Below are 16926 nucleotides of genomic sequence, written 5' to 3' on the forward strand. Positions count from 1 at the left end.
CCCGTCATCGTGGCACGTCGCGGTGAACGGCGGGTGACGCGGAGGGCGTCTGCCTCGGCGTCGTGGTCACCGCGGGCAGCGTCAGCAGGGCGGGAGCGTCTCCGCCCAGGCGCAGGGTCTGCTCGCTCGGGATGAGGCGCGAGTGGTCGCGCACCGGGTCCTCCGTCCCCGGGTTCCGCAGGTGCAGGGGGTGCGCGCCGGAGGACACCTGCACGCGCAGGCGGGATCCCGCGGCGACACGGTGGGCGAGCGGGGCGAGCTCGAGCCGGATGCGCCCGCTCCCGTCCTCCGAGACCTCGGGCGACAGCCGCCGATAGCCGTCGGTCAGGGTGCGCGAGACCCCCCTCGCATCCACCTCGCAGAGCCGCACGAACAGGTCGACGCGCGGGTTCGACGAGGTGAGGGCCAGCGCGACCTCGGGCGTCCCCATCAGCAGCAGATCCTCGCGGAGGGGCTCATCGGTGAAGACGAGCACGTCGGCGCGCTGCTCGCGCCGACGCTGGACGCGACGGCCGGCCGAGAACGGATTGAGGGTGCGCCCGCCGGCGTCCGGTGTCGGATCGCCCGGGTCGTATCGGTAGGAGAGCGCGCCGGCGGGGTGGGCGTCGCCGCTGCGGTCGAGGCGGCCGTCGGCGGTGAGCTCGGCGCTGAGGCGCGTGTGCGGCGGCGGCCAGCTCTCCAGGTCTCGCCACCCGCCGCCGCCGGTGACCTCGATGCGAGCGCCGGTCGGCGGCGCGGTCTCGGGGAACGATCGCAGCGCCTCCCGCACGCCGATCACGGTGATGTCCGGCGCCCCGTGCACCCAGTCGCCGACGATCAGGCGGACAGGGCGGCCGGCCTCGTGGAGCGCCGCGTGGTCGGCGAGCTGTCCGACCAGGAAGAGGTCCTGCCACCCGGCGACGAGGGTGACCGGGGGGATCGTGTCGACATCCTGGGCGAAGTGCATCGGCTGCCACCACGGGTCGCCCGCATCGCTGTGTTCGACCCAGTCGCGGAAGAACTGCGGATCCGCTCCGCGAGCGACCCGCACCGCGTCAGCGGGAGGGACGGCGAGAGCGCCGCGGCGCAGGGCCCACCGCGCCCGCACCAGCGCCCCGATCCGGGACGGCAGCGCGCGCTCCTGGATGTCCAGCGCGTACGCCCAGGTGAGCGGGGTGTCGATCGAGAACCCGCCGCCGGGATACAGGATGGCGTCGTCGAAGCGGCGCGCCGAGATCGCGATGCCCATCGCATCCGGACGGTCGTCGCCGTCGCAGTACGCCCACTGGGTCACGCCGAAGTAGCTCCCGCCCCAGGAGTGCACGCGTCCGGTCGCCCAGGGCTGCGCGCGCAGCCACCGCAGAGTCGACTGTCCATCCGCGGCCTCGTCGTGCAGCGGGTCGAAGGCTCCGGATGAGCCGAAGGTGCCGCGACAGCTCTGCACCACCACGTGATGACCGCGCTCGGCCAGGAAGAGCGCGACGCCGCCGATGCCGTCGCGCCCGTACGGAGTGCGGATCAGCACGGTGTCCCCGCCGGCGCCGTCCGCGTGCCAGTGGTCCGTCAGGAGCACGGTCCCGTCGCTCGCGCGGACGCGGATGTCGCGTGTGCGGTGCACGGACGGATGCGTTCGCGGTGGCATGTCCGCGGCGCGCGCCAAGCGCCGGTACTCGCGGCGGGCCGCACCGCGGAGGCGGGGTGACCCGGTCATCGCACGCCCTTCACTCGGGTGACCGCGAACGCGGCGATCACGGCCATCACGACCGCGCCGATGTACAGGGCCGCGAAGTTCTCACCTGTCGGCGAGCCTATGCGCGTGGCGAAGAAACCGAAAACGGGCACCAGGATCCCTGGGAGCAGGTAGGCCAGGGCGACGATGCCGAGGTCTTTGCCCGCATCCTCGACGGACGGCAGGCACTCGGTCATCAGCGCCACGTCCGCCGCGATGTAGGCGCCCTGCCCGGCTCCGACGATCGCGATCCCGATGAGGAAGAACGCGATGTCTCCGAAGGAGACCGCGAGGACGAGCCCGCCGGCGCTCGCGAGCGCGCCGATCACGACGCTCGGCTTGCGGCGTCCCGTCCGGTCCGAGATCACGCCGAAGACGAACGCCATCACGAGGTTCATGAGCGTGAAGGCGGCGGTCGCCTGCGTCTGCACACCGGCGATCTCGGTGGGGTCGTCGATGCCGAACCGGCCCGAGATCGTGAGGTAGAGGTAGCTCGTGACGGACACAATGGATGCCGTCATGAAGAAGCGGCACATCCACGCCCACGCGAAGTCCGGGTAGCGCCGCGGGCTGAGCCAGAACGTGGCCAGCACGCCGCGCCAGTCCATCGGCTCCGCGGGCTGACGGCGACGGATGTCCTTCAGCGCGAAGAAGAGGCTGATCGCGAGGAGGACGGACAGTCCCCCGGGGATCAGGAACATGCCCAGCTGGCCGGTCGGGGCGACGACGCCCGCGAGCGCGACACCGCCGAGGATCCCGATGGCGGTGGCGGCGCCCGTGACGGCCGACATGATGGCCCGGATGCTGCGGCGGATCTGGTCGGCGAACAGCGTGTGCACGGTCATCGACACCGCACCCCACCCGACCAGGACGAGGATCGTGCCGGTCCCGAGCACCGGCAGGGACGCAGCGGTCGCCTGGATCGCGTAGCCGGCGAGGGCGATCAGCGATCCCGAGAGGATCCACGGGCGGCGGATGCCGAGGCGGGACATCGAGCGGTCGCTGAGGCGCCCGAAGATCGGTGTCGTGATGAGGATCGCAGCGCCGCCGAGGGTGAGGATGATGCTGAGGTTCCCGGTCGCCTGATCGGGATCCCATTCCTTGAGGAGCTGCGGGATGGCCACACTGGCGACGCCCTGGGCGATGCCGGAGCCGAGCCAGGCGAGGACGAACGTCACCCAGAACCACCGCGTCTGCCGCTGGCCGGGGATGGCGTCCGCGGTGAGCGGAGGTGCGGGGAGGGAGGGGAACACGGGATCTACGGCGTGGGTGGACATCATCGTCTCCTGGTCTCGGTCGGGTGCGGGCATGGCAGTGCGGTCGTCGGACGGGTGCGGTCTTCGGGCGGGTGCGGTGGTCAGGCGTCCGTGGCGGCGGCGGTCGTGGCGGGGCGACGCGAGGCATCGTCTCCGCTCCTGGTGCGGTAGGCGATCGCGAGCTCGTCGGCGAAGACCGCCTGCCAGTCCCGTGCTCCCTGCCAGCGGGCGGTGAGCCCGGGGGAGCCGTGCACGTGCCCGGGTCCGACGTGCAGCCGGACGGGCACTCCCGCCTCCCGCAGCACGCGAGCGTAGGCGATCGCCCCGTCGCGGAGGGGGTCGAACTCCGCCGCGAGGATCAGTGCGGGAGCGAGTCCGCGGTGGTCCGCCGCGTCCAGCGGGGAGGCGGCGGAGAGCGGGGCACCGGCGCGATAGAGGTCGGCGAGTCTCTCTGCGCCCTGCATGCCCGACGCGGCGCGATGCCGATGCCCCGACGCTCCCACCAGGCGGAGAGCCGCCGGCAGCACCTCGAGGGCCTGGTGGTGCAGGCGTCGTCCGGCATCGCGCTCGCGCAGCGCCGTCGTCGCCGCGACGGTCGCTCCCGCGGAGTTGCCGCCGACGCCCAGGCGCTCGGCGTCGATCCCGAGGTCGTCGGCGCGGCGGCGCAGGTCCGCCAGGGCGGCGACGGCGTCGTCGACCGGTGCGGGGAAGGGGTGCTCGGGGGCGAGCCGGTATTCCAGCGCGATGATCTGCACTCCCGAGCGGAGTGTCCGGTCGGCGCAGATGCGGTCGTTGAGAAGCTCGTCGATCGTGCCGCCCGTCCAGCCTCCGCCGTGCAGCCACAACAGGGTCGGCTGCGGCCCGACCGCTCCTCCGGTGCGGAACACGCGAGCGCGGCAGGGGCCGGACGCGCCGTCGACCTCCCGATCGCTGATCTCCACCCCGGTCGGCGCCGGATCGGTGAACTCGGCCGCGAGGAGATCGCTCAGCTCGCGCTCCGCCCGGCGCCGCTCGGTCGGCTCCTCGGATCGGAGACCGGGAAGAGCGGCGGAGATCTCCGCGGCGCGCTGCAGCCACTCCAGGATCGCGGGGCTCAGCGGCGGCAGGTCCTCGAGAGGGACGGTCATGCCGCCGCCTCCTCGTACAGGGTGCGCAGCTGCGCCACGATGAGCCGGTGCGCGACATCCGCGGCGGGGACGAAGCCGGTCGAGCCGAGGGAGCCGTGGGTCTGTCCGACGAAGCGGAGCGCGGTGACGGGGACGCCGGCTGCCGAGAGCGCTCGTGCGTAGGCCTCACCGTCTCCGCGCAGCGGGTCCAGCTCCGACGTGAGGATCAGGGTCGGCGGGAGTCCCGCGTGCGATGCGGCGCGCAGAGGCGATGCGTACGGCCGGCGCGCGATCGCCGCGTCGTCTCCGAGGTACTGCCGCACCAGGTTCCGTCCGGCCGCGCGCACGATGACGCCGGGCATCCGCGCGTCGATGCCGGCCATGTCGACGTGGCCCATGGTGAGGTCGAGGGCCGGGTTCTCCAGCAGTTGGAAGGCGATCGGGTGCGCGGAGCGGTCGCGGTTCATCAGAGTCACGGCAGCGGCCAGATCGCCTCCCGACGAGGAGCCGCCGACGGCGATGCGGTCGCGGGATGCGCCCAGCTCCGCCGCATGCGCGTGCGTCCATTCGAATGCGGACCAGCACTGCTCCGGCTGCGTGGGGAAGCGCTGCTCCGGCGCGTGCGCGTAGTCCGCAGCGACGATCACGATCCCGGCGTCGCGAGCGCGGGTCCGCAGTCGCGCGTCCCAGGAGACCCAGTCGATCCCGGCGATCGTGAATCCACCGCCGTAGAAGTACACCAGCACGGGCAGCCCCGCACCGGGAGGGGTGCGCTCCTCGCCGGGCCAGTACACGCGGACGCGCACATCAGGGTGGCCGTCGACCGGCACGATGTGCTCCTCGGCCGCGGTGCGCGGCGGGGCGATGCCGAGCGCGGCGCTCACCGCGACGTCGTTCGCCGCCGCCACACGCCGTCGTCCTGCGGGGTCGGCGGGCTCCGGGGCGAGCAGCGGCGCGACGCGCTGCTCGAGGGCGGCCACCGCGCTGTCCAGCGCGGGACGACGGAATCGGGATCGATGTGCGTGCATCCGGCATCTCCTTCGACGAGTTCCGCACTAGTCTGAGCAATCGAAGAACTTCGATGAAGCAGGAGGCGGGGGATGCGCGCACGCCCCGGTCGGGTCACGATCTACGACGTCGCCGCGCGCGCCGGAGTGAGCATCTCGACGGTCTCGCTGGCCGTGAGCGCTCCGCACCGCGTTCGTCAGGAGACCCGTGAGCGCATCGTCGCGGCAGCCACGGAGCTCGGCTACCGCATGACCTCCGGACGCAGAGTGGGGGCCGCTCGCATCGCGGTCGCCGCCCCTTTCACGACGTACCCGTCGTACCTCCGCCGGCTGTCGGGGATGCTCCGCCGTGCCAGGGACGCGGCGGTGGACATCATCCCGTACGACCTCGACTCCGCCGCCGCCGCGGAGGAGCCGCTGCTGGACGTGCTGCCGACGCGCACCGACGTCTCGGGGCTCGTGGTGATGGGCGTGCCGCTGGGAGGTGCCGCCCGGCGCGCGAGCAGGGCGGCCCGCATCCCGGTCGTGTACGTCGACGTCGTGCCGACCAGAGCCGAGGCGGGCGGACCCGTCATCCTCGTGGACGATCGGGACGGCGGCGCGCAGATCGGGCGTCACCTCGCCGAGCTCGGACACCGGAGGGTCCTCTTCGTGCACGAGCCGCAGCGGTCCCCGGCGTACGTGTCCGCGGGCATGCTGCGCGTCGACGGGCTGATGCCGCACGTCGCGGTGACCGATCTGCCGGTCGATGCTCCCGCGTCCGTCGATGGGCGCGTGATCGCCGCGGCACGGTCCGCCGGGGCGACGGCCATCGTGGCGAATCACGACCAGTTCGCCGTGGCGGTCCTGACGGCGCTGCATGCGGAACCGGGGGGCGCTCCGCTCGCCGTCGTCGGATACGACGACGGCGAGGCGGCCGCAGCTCTGGGCATCACGACGGTGCGTCAGCCCTTCGAGGAGAGCGGGCGCACGGCTCTCGAGCTCGTCCTCGGGCTGGTGTCCGGCGCATCGAGGGAGCACGGGACCATCCGACTCGCCCCGACACTCGTTCCGCGGGCGTCGACGCTGTCGGTCCCGATCGCGGCCGCCGTGCCCCCGGAGGTCAGGACCGAGAAGAAGCCGTGACCCGCTTCTTCTCGCGGATGTAGACCTCGCGGCGCACCTTGGCGACGACATCGCCCTCGCGATCGGTGATCACCGTCTCGAACCACTCGAGCACCTTGGCCCCGCCGCGCGCACGCTCCCGGATCTCCTCCGCCTTCTGCTTCGACACATGGAACTCCGCCGTGAGCACGCCGCGGCCCGGCTTGAGGAACTCGATCTCGCCGCGAGTGTCCCACACGACGTGGTCGCGGCCGAGCTGGTGCATCACGAGCATGAAGAAGTAGGGGTCGGTCATCGCCGACATGGAGCCGCCGAACGCGGTCTTGACGTAGTTGCGCGTGAACACGTTCACGTGCAGTTCGACGGTGGCGTGGGTCCAGTCCTCGCTGAAGCGGCGCACCCTGATGCCGCTGAAGAGGTTGGGGATCCACAGGCTCATGCCGATCGCGAGACGGCGGGGAGTGATGCGCATGCGGCCAGTGTGGAGCAATCCGCCATGGGTGGGGAACTTCTGTGGAGGGTTGCCACATAAGTTCTAGTTCACATAGAATAACTAGAGATCACGACGAGAGGGGGACCGGATGCTCATCCGCGTCGATGCCGACAGTCCGCGGGCCCTCTACGACCAGGTCGCCGCGTCCATCCGCTCCGACATCCTCGCCGGCGTGCTGTCGCCGGGCGATCGGCTCCCCGCCGCGCGCGACGTCGCGGAAGCGCTGGAGATCAACCAGCACACCGTGCTGCACGCGTACCAGCGGCTCCGCGACGAGGGGCTGGTCGATCTGCGTCGAGGTCGGGGCGCCGTGATCGCGGCGACCGCCGCCCCTCTCGCCGAACTCGCCCACGACATCGAGGAGCTGGTGCGCCGGGCAGCGGCGCTCGGCGTCTCGGTCGACACTCTCGCCGGCATCGTGCACGCGCACCGCGATCCCCGCAACGCCCCCACGCCGTCCGCACCACCTGAGGAGGACTCGCCATGACGACACACGACCTCACCCGCACACCGCCCGCGCTGCTGCGGCGCGCCAGAGTGCGGTTCTTCCTCGTGGCGCTGGTCGTCCCCGTCCTGATCACCGCGGCTGCCGTCATCGTGCTCCTCACCTGGTTGCCCACGCTGCCGGAGCAGGTGGCCACGCACTGGGGCATGAACGGTGCCGACGCCTTCGGCCCCGTCTCTGTCTACCTCTGGATGCTCCTCGCCATCGGCCTCGGGATCCCCGTGCTGATGGCGGTCACGACGCTTCTCGCGGTCGGCGCGCACTGGGGTGGCGCTGCGCGACTCATGGGCGCGCTCGCCGCGGGCATGGCCGCCTTCGCCGCGGTCACGACCCTCGGCTCCCTGTGGATCCAGCGCGACCTCGTCGACACGACCCGGGTCCCCGGCATCGGCGGCGTCGTGGCCGTGTCGTTCGCGGCCCTCGTCCTCGTCGGCGCTGCGGCCTGGGCCGTGCAGCCCCGGGTGCGCCCCGAAGCGGGTCGGACGCTGCAGGCCCGGCACGTGATCGACATCGCGCAGGGGGAGCGGGTGGTCTGGGTGGCGACGACCTCGATGCCGCGCGGGGCCCTCCTCTTCCTGATCGTCGTCCTGCTCGGCCTGGTCGCGCTCGCGGGCTACATGCTCGGCACCGGCGTCGCCGGCGGCGGGATCGTCGCGGTGGTGGTGGTGCTCGTCGCCCTCGCCCTCGCAGCCACCGCATCGTTCCGGGTCACGATCACCCCGGAGGGCTTCGCGGCCCGCGGACGCCTCGGATGGCCGCGCACCCGCATCCCGCTCGACCAGATCGTCTCGGCGCGCGCGGTCGACATCTCCCCGTTCGGCGAGTTCGGCGGCTGGGGCTGGCGCATCGCGGTGGACGGACGCTCCGGGATCGTCATGCGACGCGGGTCCGCGATCGAGGTGTCGCGCCGCGATCGACGACCGTTCCTCGTCACGATCGACGGTGCAGAGGAGGGGGCCGCCCTCCTGCAGGCATACGTCGACCGCGGACAGGCGCCGTCAGGATCGGCTTCCGGCACCGGGGAGGTGACGGCGTGACCTCTCGGACGACGCGTGCGGAGAGTGTGCACTGGCCCGCCGTCGCGGCCTTCGTCCTGATCGCCTGCGCTCTCGCCTGGGTGGTCGTGCTGCCGCTGTGGCTGGGGCGGGGCCTCGCCGAGCCGATGTCCACGGTGCTTTTGCCGGTGATGATGTTCACCCCGGCGATCGCGACGCTCGTCGTGACGTTCGTGATGAAGGTCCCCGGGCCCGGGAGGCGCGCGCGCTTCCTCGGGGTGTGGCCGCTGCGTCCGGCCAAGCGCGTGGTGTGGCTGATGGTCGCGGGCTGGCTGGTGCCGCCGCTGCTGGTCGCCCTCAGCATCCTGCTGTCCGTCGCCCTCGGTTTCGTGCAGCTGGACCTGACCTTCTCGGCGTTCGCGTCTCAGCTCGAGGGTGCGCTTCCCGACGGAGTCCCGGTACCGCCTGTCGGCGCCGTGGTGCTGGCCCAGCTGGCCCTGCTCCCGGTGGGTGCGCTGTTCAACAGCGTCTTCGCCGTCGGAGAGGAGATCGGCTGGCGCGGCTGGCTTCTTCCGGCGCTGCGCCCGCTGGGCACCTGGCCGGCGCTCGTGCTGAGCGGTGTGATCTGGGGGCTGTGGCACAGTCCGGTCATCCTGCTCGGCTACAACTTCGGGCGGACGGACATCACGGGCGTGCTCTTCATGATCGGCGGATGCGTCGCCTGGGGTGTGCTGCTCGGCTGGCTGCGCCTGCGCTCGGCTTCGGTCTGGCCAGCGGTGATCGCGCACGGATCGCTCAATGCCGCAGGCGGCCTCATCGTGCTGTTCGCCGCCGCGCAGCCCGACCTGGCTCTGGCCGGACCGCTGGGCGTCGCCGCCTGGATCGTGCTCGCCGTCGTCGCGGCGGTGCTGGTGCTGACGGGGCAGTTCCGCCGGCAGCCCGCCCTCGCCGATACCGCATCGCCGGCGCCGGCGCCGCGCCCTTGACGGCGCGCGGCGCCGGCGGTTGGCTGAGGGCATGGAACCCACCCCCGCCGCCTGGTCGCACGCCGACGACTTCCTCGCAGACATGCTCGTCGGAGACGACGACGCCCTCGCCGCGGCGCTCGACGCGCAGCGCGCCGCCGGTCTCCCCGAGATCGAGGTCGCACCCGTGGCCGGGAAGCTGCTGAACCTGCTGGTGCGCATCAGCGGCGCGCGGCGAGTCCTCGAGATCGGCACGCTGGGCGGCTACTCCACCATCTGGATGGCACGCGCGGTCGGCCCGGAGGGTCGCGTCGTGACGATCGAGGCGGAGGCGGTGAACGCGGGGATCGCCAGGGCCAGCATCGACGCAGCTGGTGTGGGGGAGCGGGTCGACATCCGTGTCGGCCGAGGCGCGGACGTGCTGCCCACTCTCGTCGGCGGTTTCGACCTGGTGTTCATCGACGCCGACAAGGAGTCGAACACGATCTACCTCGACTGGGCCGCGAAGCTCGGCCACCCGGGGACGGTGATCGTGCTGGACAACGTCGGTCGCGAAGGGGAGATCGTCGACGAGCACACGACCGACCCGAAGGTGATCGGCACGCGCGAGGGGCTGCGGATGCTGCGGGAGGACCCGCGGTTCGACGCCACCGCCCTGCAGACCGTCGGGGCGAAGGGATGGGACGGCTTCGCGCTCGCCGTCGTGGTCGAGGCAGCCGGGCTAGACTGAGCGCGGATCGACGACGCTCCACACCACGTTTTCCCCCTGAGCAAGGAGCACATCAGTGGCACTGATCGAGGCTGTAGGCGCACGCGAGATTCTCGACTCGCGCGGAAACCCGACCGTCGAGGTGGAGGTGCTCCTCGACGACGGCATCGTGCAGCGCGCGGCCGTCCCGTCCGGGGCGTCCACCGGTGCGTTCGAGGCGTACGAGCTCCGCGACGGCGACAAGAGCCGCTACGGGGGCAAGGGCGTGCTGAAGGCCGTCGAGGCCGTCATCGACGAGCTCGGCCCGGCGCTGGAAGGCGTGGAGGCGAGCGAGCAGCGCATCGTCGACGAGGTCCTCATCGACGTCGACGGCACCGAGAACAAGAAGCGCGTGGGCGCCAACGCCATCCTCGGCGTGAGCCTCGCGGTCGCCAAGGCCGCCGCCGACTCCGCCGACCTGCCGCTGTTCCGCTACCTGGGCGGCCCGAACGCGCACGTCCTGCCCGTTCCGCTGTTCAACGTCATCAACGGCGGCGAGCACGCCGACAACGGCATCGACATGCAGGAGTTCTTCCTCGCCCCGATCGGTGCCGAGACGTACTCCGAGGCGCTGCGCTGGGGTGTCGAGACCTACCACGTGCTGCGCGCCGAGCTGAAGGCCGCGGGCTACGCGACCGGCCTCGGCGACGAGGGCGGCTTCGCCCCCGACCTGCCCAGCAACCGCGAGGGCCTGGACTTCCTGGTCAAGGCGATCGAGAAGGCCGGCTTCACGCCCGGCACCGACATCGCGCTCGGCCTCGACGTCGCCGCCACCGAGTTCTTCAAGGACGGCGTCTACCGTCTCGACAACAAGGACTGGGACGCCGCCGCGCTGACCGAGTACTACGTCGGGCTGGTCAACGACTTCCCGATCGTCACGATCGAGGACGCCCTCGCCGAGGACGACTGGGACAACTGGAAGCACCTCACCGACGCGCTCGGCACCAAGGTGCAGCTCGTCGGAGACGACCTGTTCGTCACCAACCCGCAGCGTCTGGCCGACGGCATCAAGCGCGGCGTCGCGAACTCGCTGCTGGTGAAGGTGAACCAGATCGGCACGCTCACCGAGACGTTCGACGCGGTCAGCCTGGCCCAGCGCTCCGGCTACACCGCCATGCTCTCGCACCGTTCCGGCGAGACCGAGGACACCACGATCGCCGACCTGGTCGTCGCGACCAATGCCGGACAGATCAAGGCCGGCGCGCCCGCTCGCAGCGAGCGCGTCGCGAAGTACAACCAGCTGCTGCGCATCGAGGAGGAGCTCGGCGACGCCGCGGTCTTCGCCGGGCGCTCGGCGTTCCCGCGCTACCAGGCCTGAGCGCAGCCGAGAAGACGAAGCACGCCGCCGTCCGGGCGGTGAGATCCGCCGCGGAAGCGGCATGACGAAGGAGGGGCCGTGGCACGACGACCGGCTCCTCCTTCGCCGTCTCCCGCGGCGAAGGGCTCCCGTCCGGCGGAGCGGACGTCGACGCGAGCGGCCTCTCCGACCCGAGGGCGCGGGGCAGCGCCGCGTGTCGATGTGCGGGAGTGGACCGCCGGCATCCGGCTGTCCGCCTTCTCGGTCATCATGCTCTCGCTCGTGGTGCTCGGTGCCTGGGTGCTCGTGCCGACGCTCGGCACCTACATCGATCAGCGTCAGAAGATCGCGGCGCTCGAAGCCTCGGTGCAGGTCAGCCAGGACCAGATCGCCGCTCTCGAGGCAGAGCGCGAACGCTGGAACGATCCGGCGTACATCACCACGCAGGCCCGCGAGCGCCTGTACTACGTCAAGCCCGGCGAGGTGGTCTACCTGGTCGACAACGACCTCGACCCGTCGGCGCTGCCCCGCGAGCAGGAGCCCGTGAGCGACACGCTCGAGGAGAAGCCCTCGGACTGGATGCCCCAGCTGCTGCGCACACTCGTCTCGACGGGTCTCAGCGACACCGCTGCCGCCACCCGCTGAGGGGCGCGTCGAGCATCCTCTCGGTCGGCTCCCCTACGCTGGAGGGGTGACCACGCCCCCGTTCCCCGCGCCCACGCCCGCCGAGCTCGCCGTCGTCTCGGCCCAGCTCGGCCGCCCCGCCCGCGGAGTGGTGGGGATCGCCGCCCGATGCGCCTGCGGCAACCCGACCGTGGTCGCCACGACGCCGCGCCTTCCGGACGGCACCCCGTTCCCGACCTTCTACTACCTGACCCACCCGGCCGCGACCGCGGCGATGTCGACGCTCGAGGCCACGCAGGTGATGCCAGAGCTGGCCGCCCTGCTCGCCGAGGACGAGGACACGGCCGAGGCCTACCTCGCCGCCCACCGGGCCTACCTGGCCGACCGTGCGCAGTTCGGGGAGGTCTCCGAGATCGACGGCATCTCCGCCGGCGGAATGCCGACGCGCGTGAAGTGCCTGCATGCCCTCGCCGGTCACGCGCTCGCGGCCGGTCCCGGCGTCAACCCGATCGGCGACGCGGCTCTCGCCCGCTCCGCCTGGTCCCCTTCGGTCTGCCGCTGCGAGGACCCCGGCGCCGCTCTCCGCGCCGAGGCGGCTGCTCCGGCATGACCGCGCGCCGCACGCTGCGCAGCGCCGCCGCCCTCGCGGTGGTCGCGGCATCCGTGCTGCTCCTCGGAGCCACCCCGACCCCCACACCGCCTCCGGTGCCCGACGACCCCAGCGACCCGGTGCGGGCGTCGGAGTACTGGCTCGACGGGGCGCGGATCCGCGAGGCGTGGCAGACGACCCGCGGCGAAGGGGTGACGATCGCCGTGATCGACACCGGCATCGGCAAGGTCCCGCAGACCTTCGGGGACGCGGTGGTCGGCGGTACCGACGTCTCGGGCGCGGGACGTGCGGACGGCCGCACGCCGCTCGGCGCCGTCGACGGCGACCACGGATCCTGGGTCGCCTCGCTCGCGGCGGGCCGTGGTGCTCCCGACGGGACTGGCATGATCGGCGTGGCGCCGGAGGCCAATCTGCTGTCGATCTCGGTGGGCTTCGGCGCCGCCGCCGCCGTGCCGTTCACCGAGCAGGTCGCGAAGGGCATGCGCTGGGCGGTCGACCACGGCGCCGACATCATCAACCTCTCGTTCACGACCAACACGCTGGACTGGGACGAGAGCTGGGACGACGCGTTCCTCTACGCGTTCGAGCACGATGTCGTGGTCGTGGTCGCCGCCGGCAACCGGGGCAGCGGCACCAACATCATCGGGGCACCGGCCACGATCCCCGGCGTGCTGACGGTCGGCGGCGTCGACCAGACCGGAACCGCGAGCGTCGAGGCGTCGACGCAGGGCATCACGATCGGCATCTCCGCGCCGAGCGAGGGGCTGCTCGGTGTCTCGGCCGACGGCGAGGTGGTCCGCTGGCGCGGGACCAGCGGCGCTGCGCCGATCGTCGCGGGCATCGCGGCGCTCATCCGCTCGGCGCATCCCGACATCGCCGCGATCGACGTCATCAACCGCATCATCAAGACCGCCATGCCCGTCGCGGATGCGACCAGGCCGCAGGACCCGCTGTACGGGTACGGCCTGGTCGACGCCGAGGCGGCCATCTCGGCCAGCATCCCCACGGTCACCGAGAACCCGATGGGCGATCTGGCGGAATGGATCCGCGTGTACCGCCGCGCGGAGACCGAGCCGCAGCCGGAACCGACCGTGACTCCGGTCGCGATCCCTCCTCTTCCGGCCGCCGACGCGCCCACCGAACCCGGTTCACCGTTGCTTCCCAGCCCGGATTCGCTGCGCTACGGTACCCTGCCGCTCATCGCGCTCACGGTCCCTGGTATCCTGATAGCGCTTGGCGTCACCGCAGCTGCCCGGCGCATCCGATCGGCGCGCGTTCCCGTACGCCAAATTCCCGACTCCGAGGAGTAGTTCTTCTGTGCCTCAGAACAGCACTGTGCCCAAGATCCTGATCGTCGGCGGAGGGTACGCGGGTTTCTACACCGCGTGGAAGCTCGAGAAGCACCTGCGCAAGGGTGAGGCCGATGTGACCATGGTCGACCCGCTGCCGTACATGACGTACCAGCCGTTCCTGCCCGAGGTCGCCGCCGGTTCGATCGAGGCGCGCCACTCCGTGGTCGCGCACCGCCGTCACCTCAAGCGCACGAACGTGGTCACGGCCAAGGTCACGAACATCAACCACGCGCAGAAGGTCGCCACGATCACGCCGCCCGTGGGCGCGCCCTACGAGTTCGCGTACGACCAGATCGTCGTGACCGCGGGTGCCGTCTCCCGCACGTTCCCGATCCCCGGCATCGCCGACAACGCGATCGGGCTCAAGACGATCGAAGAGGCCGTCGCCATCCGCGACAAGGTCATGTCGAACTTCGACAAGGCCGCCTCGCTCCCCGCCGGTCCCGAGCGTGACCGTCTGCTGACCGTCGTCGTGGTCGGTGGTGGCTTCGCCGGCATCGAGGTGTTCGCCGAGCTGCGCTCGCTCGCCTCCTCGCTCGTGGGCAAGTACCCCCAGCTGCGCTTCGAGGACACGCACTTCCACCTGATCGAGGCGATGGGCCGCATCATGCCCGAGGTCTCGCTGGAGACCAGCAAGTGGGTCATGAAGGACCTCGGCAAGCGGGGCGCGTTCATCCACCTCGACACCCAGGTCACGGGAGCCATCGACGGCAACGTCGAGCTCTCCACCGGCGAGGTCATCCCGACGGATGTCATCGTCTGGACCGCCGGCGTCATGGCCAACCCGACCGTCGTGCGCGGCGGCGACCTCCCGGTCGAGGAGCGCGGTCGCATCCAGACCCGCGCCGACCTGCGCGTCGGCACGCCCGAGGCGTTCGTCGAGGGCGCCTGGGCCGCCGGTGACGTGTCCGCCGTCCCCGACCTGTCCGGCGGCGGTGTCGGCGGTTTCTGCGTGCCGAACGCCCAGCACGCGGTCCGCCAGGCGAAGCTCCTCGCGAAGAACCTCGTGGGCGTGCTCCGGGGCGAGAAGCCCAAGGACTACTTCCACAAGAACCTCGGCGCTGTCGCGGGTCTCGGCCTCTACAACGGTGTCTTCCAGTCCGGCAAGATCGCCCTGAAGGGCTTCATCGCCTGGCTCGCGCACCGCGGCTACCACGGCCTCGCGATGCCGACGTGGGAGCGCAAGTGGCGCGTGCTGTGGGGCTGGTGGAACAACCTGTGGCTCGGCCGCGACCTCGTCAACCTCGAGACCGTGCAGAACCCGCGCTACGTCTTCGAGGAGTTCGCCGCACGTCCGCGTCCTGCCGCTCCCGCTGCTCCGACCGCAGATGCACCGGCGGCGAAGACCGAGCCCGCGAAGAAGCCCGCGGCGAAGAAGGCATCCGCGAAGTCGGCCGACCAGCCTGTCGAGGCTGCGGCGAAGTAACGGCTCTCCGTACCACCTGGATCGGCCCCGACGCGTCTGCGTCGGGGCCGATCCTCGTCTGCGGGTACGTCTCGGAGGCGATGCACAGGTGCGGACGGTAGCTTCGGTCGGACAAGGGGAGTACTCCCGTCTGCAGCGTCGTCGTCATTACGAGCATGAGGTCATGCTCCGGCCCGCTGGCCCGCGAGGGTGGAGGAGACCTTGGCACCCGCACTGCGGGCTGCCGAGCGCCCCTGCCGTCCCTGCGACGTCGTGGAACCGGTGGCCCGCCCCACGAAAGCGACCACCCATGGGCAAGCTCTCCCGTCTGATCGGCCTCGCCTCCGAAGCGCTCGACAAGGGCGCCGGCACCGGGCGGAGCGGCGCCGCACCGGCTCCCCGGTCGGCCGACCCCTACGCGCCGCCGCCCGCCGGTGCGTCGCGGGCCCGGCAGGCGCCGTCCGAGGCAGATCGCGCCGCGATCGCCCGCTACGACTACCTCCTGCAGACGGCTGATCCGCAGCGGATCGAGCAGATCCACCGCGAGGCGTTCGCGCGGCTGAGCCCGGCGCAGCGGAGCCTCGTCGAGGCGCGCATGCGCGAAGAGCTCCCATCGCACGAGCGTCCGCGCTCGTCCTCGCCCGACGACCTGGCCCGCGCCGCAGGGCGCGCCGAGGCGATGACGCCGGGGCGGATGCGCGGCCTGCTCTCCCGCGTGCGCGGTGCGGGTGTCGGAGGTGCGGCCGTCGCCGCCGGCGGTGCCGCGGTCGGCATCCTCGGTGTCGTCGCCGGAGGCGCGGTGCTCAGCACCGTGGCCGGTCCGATCCTCGAGCAGGCGGCCGGCATCGGAGTCGACTTCGGCGCGCTCGCGGAAGGCGTGGATATCGAGTCGCTCGCCGCGGGCGTGGACGTCGATGCTCTGTCCGGGGGAGCCGAAGGCCTCGTCGGGTCCGCGGGTGAAGCGGTGTCCGGGCTCGGCGACGCGGCTTCCGGATGGGGAGACCGGCTCGGTGACCTCGGCGTCCCGGGCCTCGGCGATCTGTTCGGGCGCTGATCGGGCATGCTCGTCATCAGCGAGGCCGAGCACGGCTTCACGGGTCTGACCGGGTTCGCCGCCGACGTCCTCACGGCGCTCGGCGACATCGGAGTCGGGGTTCTCGTCTTCCTCGAGGTCCTCATCCCGCCGATCCCGAGCGAGGTGATCCTGCCGTTCGCGGGCTACCTGAGCCAGAGCGGCGAACTGCACCTGGGGTGGCTGATCTTCTGGAGCACTCTCGCGTCCTGGCTGGGCGCCCTCCTGCTCTACGGCCTGGGGGCGGCGATCGGCATGGACCGCGCGATCCGACTGCTCGCCGCGACCCGCCTGGTGAGCCGGACCGATCTGCAACGCGGCTCGGACTGGTTCGTGCGCAGCGGCGGATGGACCGTGCTGGTCGGCCGGATGGTGCCCGGTGTGCGCAGTCTGATCTCGATCCCCGCCGGCGCGTCCCGGATGAACCTGGCCCTGTTCAGCGTCTACACCGTGATCGGCAGCGGGCTCTGGAACACCCTGCTCATCGGCGTCGGTGCAGCGCTCGGAACGCAGCATGAGCAGCTCGAGCACTACCTCGGATACCTCGACTACGTCGTCTATGCCGCGATCGCGATCGCCCTCATCGTGCTCGTCATCCGTCGGATGCGGGAGGCGGCGGGCGAGCGGCGGGCTGCCGCCGAGGACGGCGACGCGACGTCGACACCGGCGTGACGGCGGG

The 16926-nt window shown here is 71.8% G+C and carries 17 protein-coding genes; 12 read left to right on the forward strand and 5 right to left on the reverse strand.

The features are described 5' to 3' along the window. Positions 1 to 4: 4 nt before the first annotated feature. From F6A08_RS08030 to F6A08_RS08045, 4 genes are all read right to left on the reverse strand, one after another. The gene (locus F6A08_RS08030; protein WP_192576723.1) at positions 5 to 1597 is read right to left on the reverse strand and encodes a CocE/NonD family hydrolase; all 1593 of its coding nucleotides are present in this window, start codon (positions 1595 to 1597) and stop codon (positions 5 to 7) included. Positions 1598 to 1686: 89 nt separating this feature from the next. Then, a complete protein-coding gene (locus F6A08_RS08035) occupies positions 1687 to 2985 on the reverse strand; it encodes an MFS transporter (RefSeq protein WP_225855785.1) in 1299 nt (432 codons plus the stop codon). Between the two features lie 80 nt (positions 2986 to 3065). Continuing rightward, positions 3066 to 4091 (reverse strand): alpha/beta hydrolase, encoded by a 1026-nt coding sequence (locus tag F6A08_RS08040; protein ID WP_151459192.1) that lies wholly within the window; start codon positions 4089 to 4091, stop codon positions 3066 to 3068. Next, positions 4088 to 5098 carry an alpha/beta hydrolase gene (locus tag F6A08_RS08045; protein WP_225855786.1) on the reverse strand — a complete coding sequence of 337 codons (1011 nt, stop codon included), beginning with the start codon at positions 5096 to 5098 and terminating at the stop codon, positions 4088 to 4090. The genes F6A08_RS08040 and F6A08_RS08045 overlap by 4 nt, the downstream gene beginning before the upstream one ends. A 72-nt stretch (positions 5099 to 5170) precedes the next feature. Here F6A08_RS08045 and F6A08_RS08055 point away from each other — a divergent pair, with 72 nt between their 5' ends. Beyond that, on the forward strand, positions 5171 to 6202 hold the full coding sequence (locus F6A08_RS08055) for a LacI family DNA-binding transcriptional regulator (protein ID WP_151459195.1): 1032 nt from the start codon (positions 5171 to 5173) through the stop codon (positions 6200 to 6202). Here the strand turns inward: F6A08_RS08055 and F6A08_RS08060 are convergent. Continuing rightward, positions 6180 to 6653 carry a PaaI family thioesterase gene (locus F6A08_RS08060; RefSeq protein ID WP_017203961.1) on the reverse strand — a complete coding sequence of 158 codons (474 nt, stop codon included), beginning with the start codon at positions 6651 to 6653 and terminating at the stop codon, positions 6180 to 6182. The genes F6A08_RS08055 and F6A08_RS08060 overlap by 23 nt on opposite strands. A gap of 109 nt (positions 6654 to 6762) precedes the next feature. Here F6A08_RS08060 and F6A08_RS08065 point away from each other — a divergent pair, with 109 nt between their 5' ends. From F6A08_RS08065 to F6A08_RS08115, 11 genes are all read left to right on the forward strand, one after another. Further along, positions 6763 to 7161, forward strand: a complete 399-nt coding sequence (locus F6A08_RS08065; RefSeq protein ID WP_017203960.1) for a GntR family transcriptional regulator — start codon at positions 6763 to 6765, stop codon at positions 7159 to 7161. Then, on the forward strand, positions 7158 to 8216 hold the full coding sequence (locus F6A08_RS08070; RefSeq protein WP_151459196.1) for a DUF1648 domain-containing protein: 1059 nt from the start codon (positions 7158 to 7160) through the stop codon (positions 8214 to 8216). The genes F6A08_RS08065 and F6A08_RS08070 overlap by 4 nt, the downstream gene beginning before the upstream one ends. Continuing rightward, positions 8213 to 9160 carry a CPBP family intramembrane glutamic endopeptidase gene (locus tag F6A08_RS08075; RefSeq protein WP_151459197.1) on the forward strand — a complete coding sequence of 316 codons (948 nt, stop codon included), beginning with the start codon at positions 8213 to 8215 and terminating at the stop codon, positions 9158 to 9160. Before F6A08_RS08070 ends, F6A08_RS08075 begins: the two co-directional genes overlap by 4 nt. Positions 9161 to 9191: 31 nt before the next feature. After that, positions 9192 to 9869 carry an O-methyltransferase gene (locus tag F6A08_RS08080; protein ID WP_151459198.1) on the forward strand — a complete coding sequence of 226 codons (678 nt, stop codon included), beginning with the start codon at positions 9192 to 9194 and terminating at the stop codon, positions 9867 to 9869. A 55-nt stretch (positions 9870 to 9924) separates the two neighbouring features. Further along, positions 9925 to 11205, forward strand: a complete 1281-nt coding sequence (eno, locus tag F6A08_RS08085; protein ID WP_151459199.1) for a phosphopyruvate hydratase — start codon at positions 9925 to 9927, stop codon at positions 11203 to 11205. A 78-nt stretch (positions 11206 to 11283) separates the two neighbouring features. After that, entirely contained in the window at positions 11284 to 11829 is a 546-nt protein-coding gene (locus F6A08_RS08090; RefSeq protein WP_151459200.1) for an FtsB family cell division protein, read from the forward strand. Positions 11830 to 11875: 46 nt separating this feature from the next. Beyond that, a complete protein-coding gene (locus F6A08_RS08095) occupies positions 11876 to 12418 on the forward strand; it encodes a DUF501 domain-containing protein (RefSeq protein WP_151459201.1) in 543 nt (180 codons plus the stop codon). Then, positions 12415 to 13728, forward strand: coding sequence for a S8 family serine peptidase (locus tag F6A08_RS08100; RefSeq protein ID WP_151459202.1), 1314 nt, complete (start codon positions 12415 to 12417; stop codon positions 13726 to 13728). Before F6A08_RS08095 ends, F6A08_RS08100 begins: the two co-directional genes overlap by 4 nt. Before the next feature lie 25 nt (positions 13729 to 13753). Continuing rightward, on the forward strand, positions 13754 to 15196 hold the full coding sequence (locus F6A08_RS08105) for an NAD(P)/FAD-dependent oxidoreductase (protein WP_151459203.1): 1443 nt from the start codon (positions 13754 to 13756) through the stop codon (positions 15194 to 15196). 289 nt (positions 15197 to 15485) lie between these two features. Further along, on the forward strand, positions 15486 to 16229 hold the full coding sequence (locus tag F6A08_RS08110; protein WP_151459204.1) for a cation-transporting ATPase: 744 nt from the start codon (positions 15486 to 15488) through the stop codon (positions 16227 to 16229). 6 nt (positions 16230 to 16235) lie between these two features. Continuing rightward, entirely contained in the window at positions 16236 to 16919 is a 684-nt protein-coding gene (locus tag F6A08_RS08115; protein ID WP_151459205.1) for a DedA family protein, read from the forward strand. Positions 16920 to 16926 lie beyond the last annotated feature (7 nt).

The organism is Microbacterium algeriense, assembly GCF_008868005.1.
Taxonomy (GTDB): Bacteria; Actinomycetota; Actinomycetes; order Actinomycetales; family Microbacteriaceae; genus Microbacterium; species Microbacterium algeriense.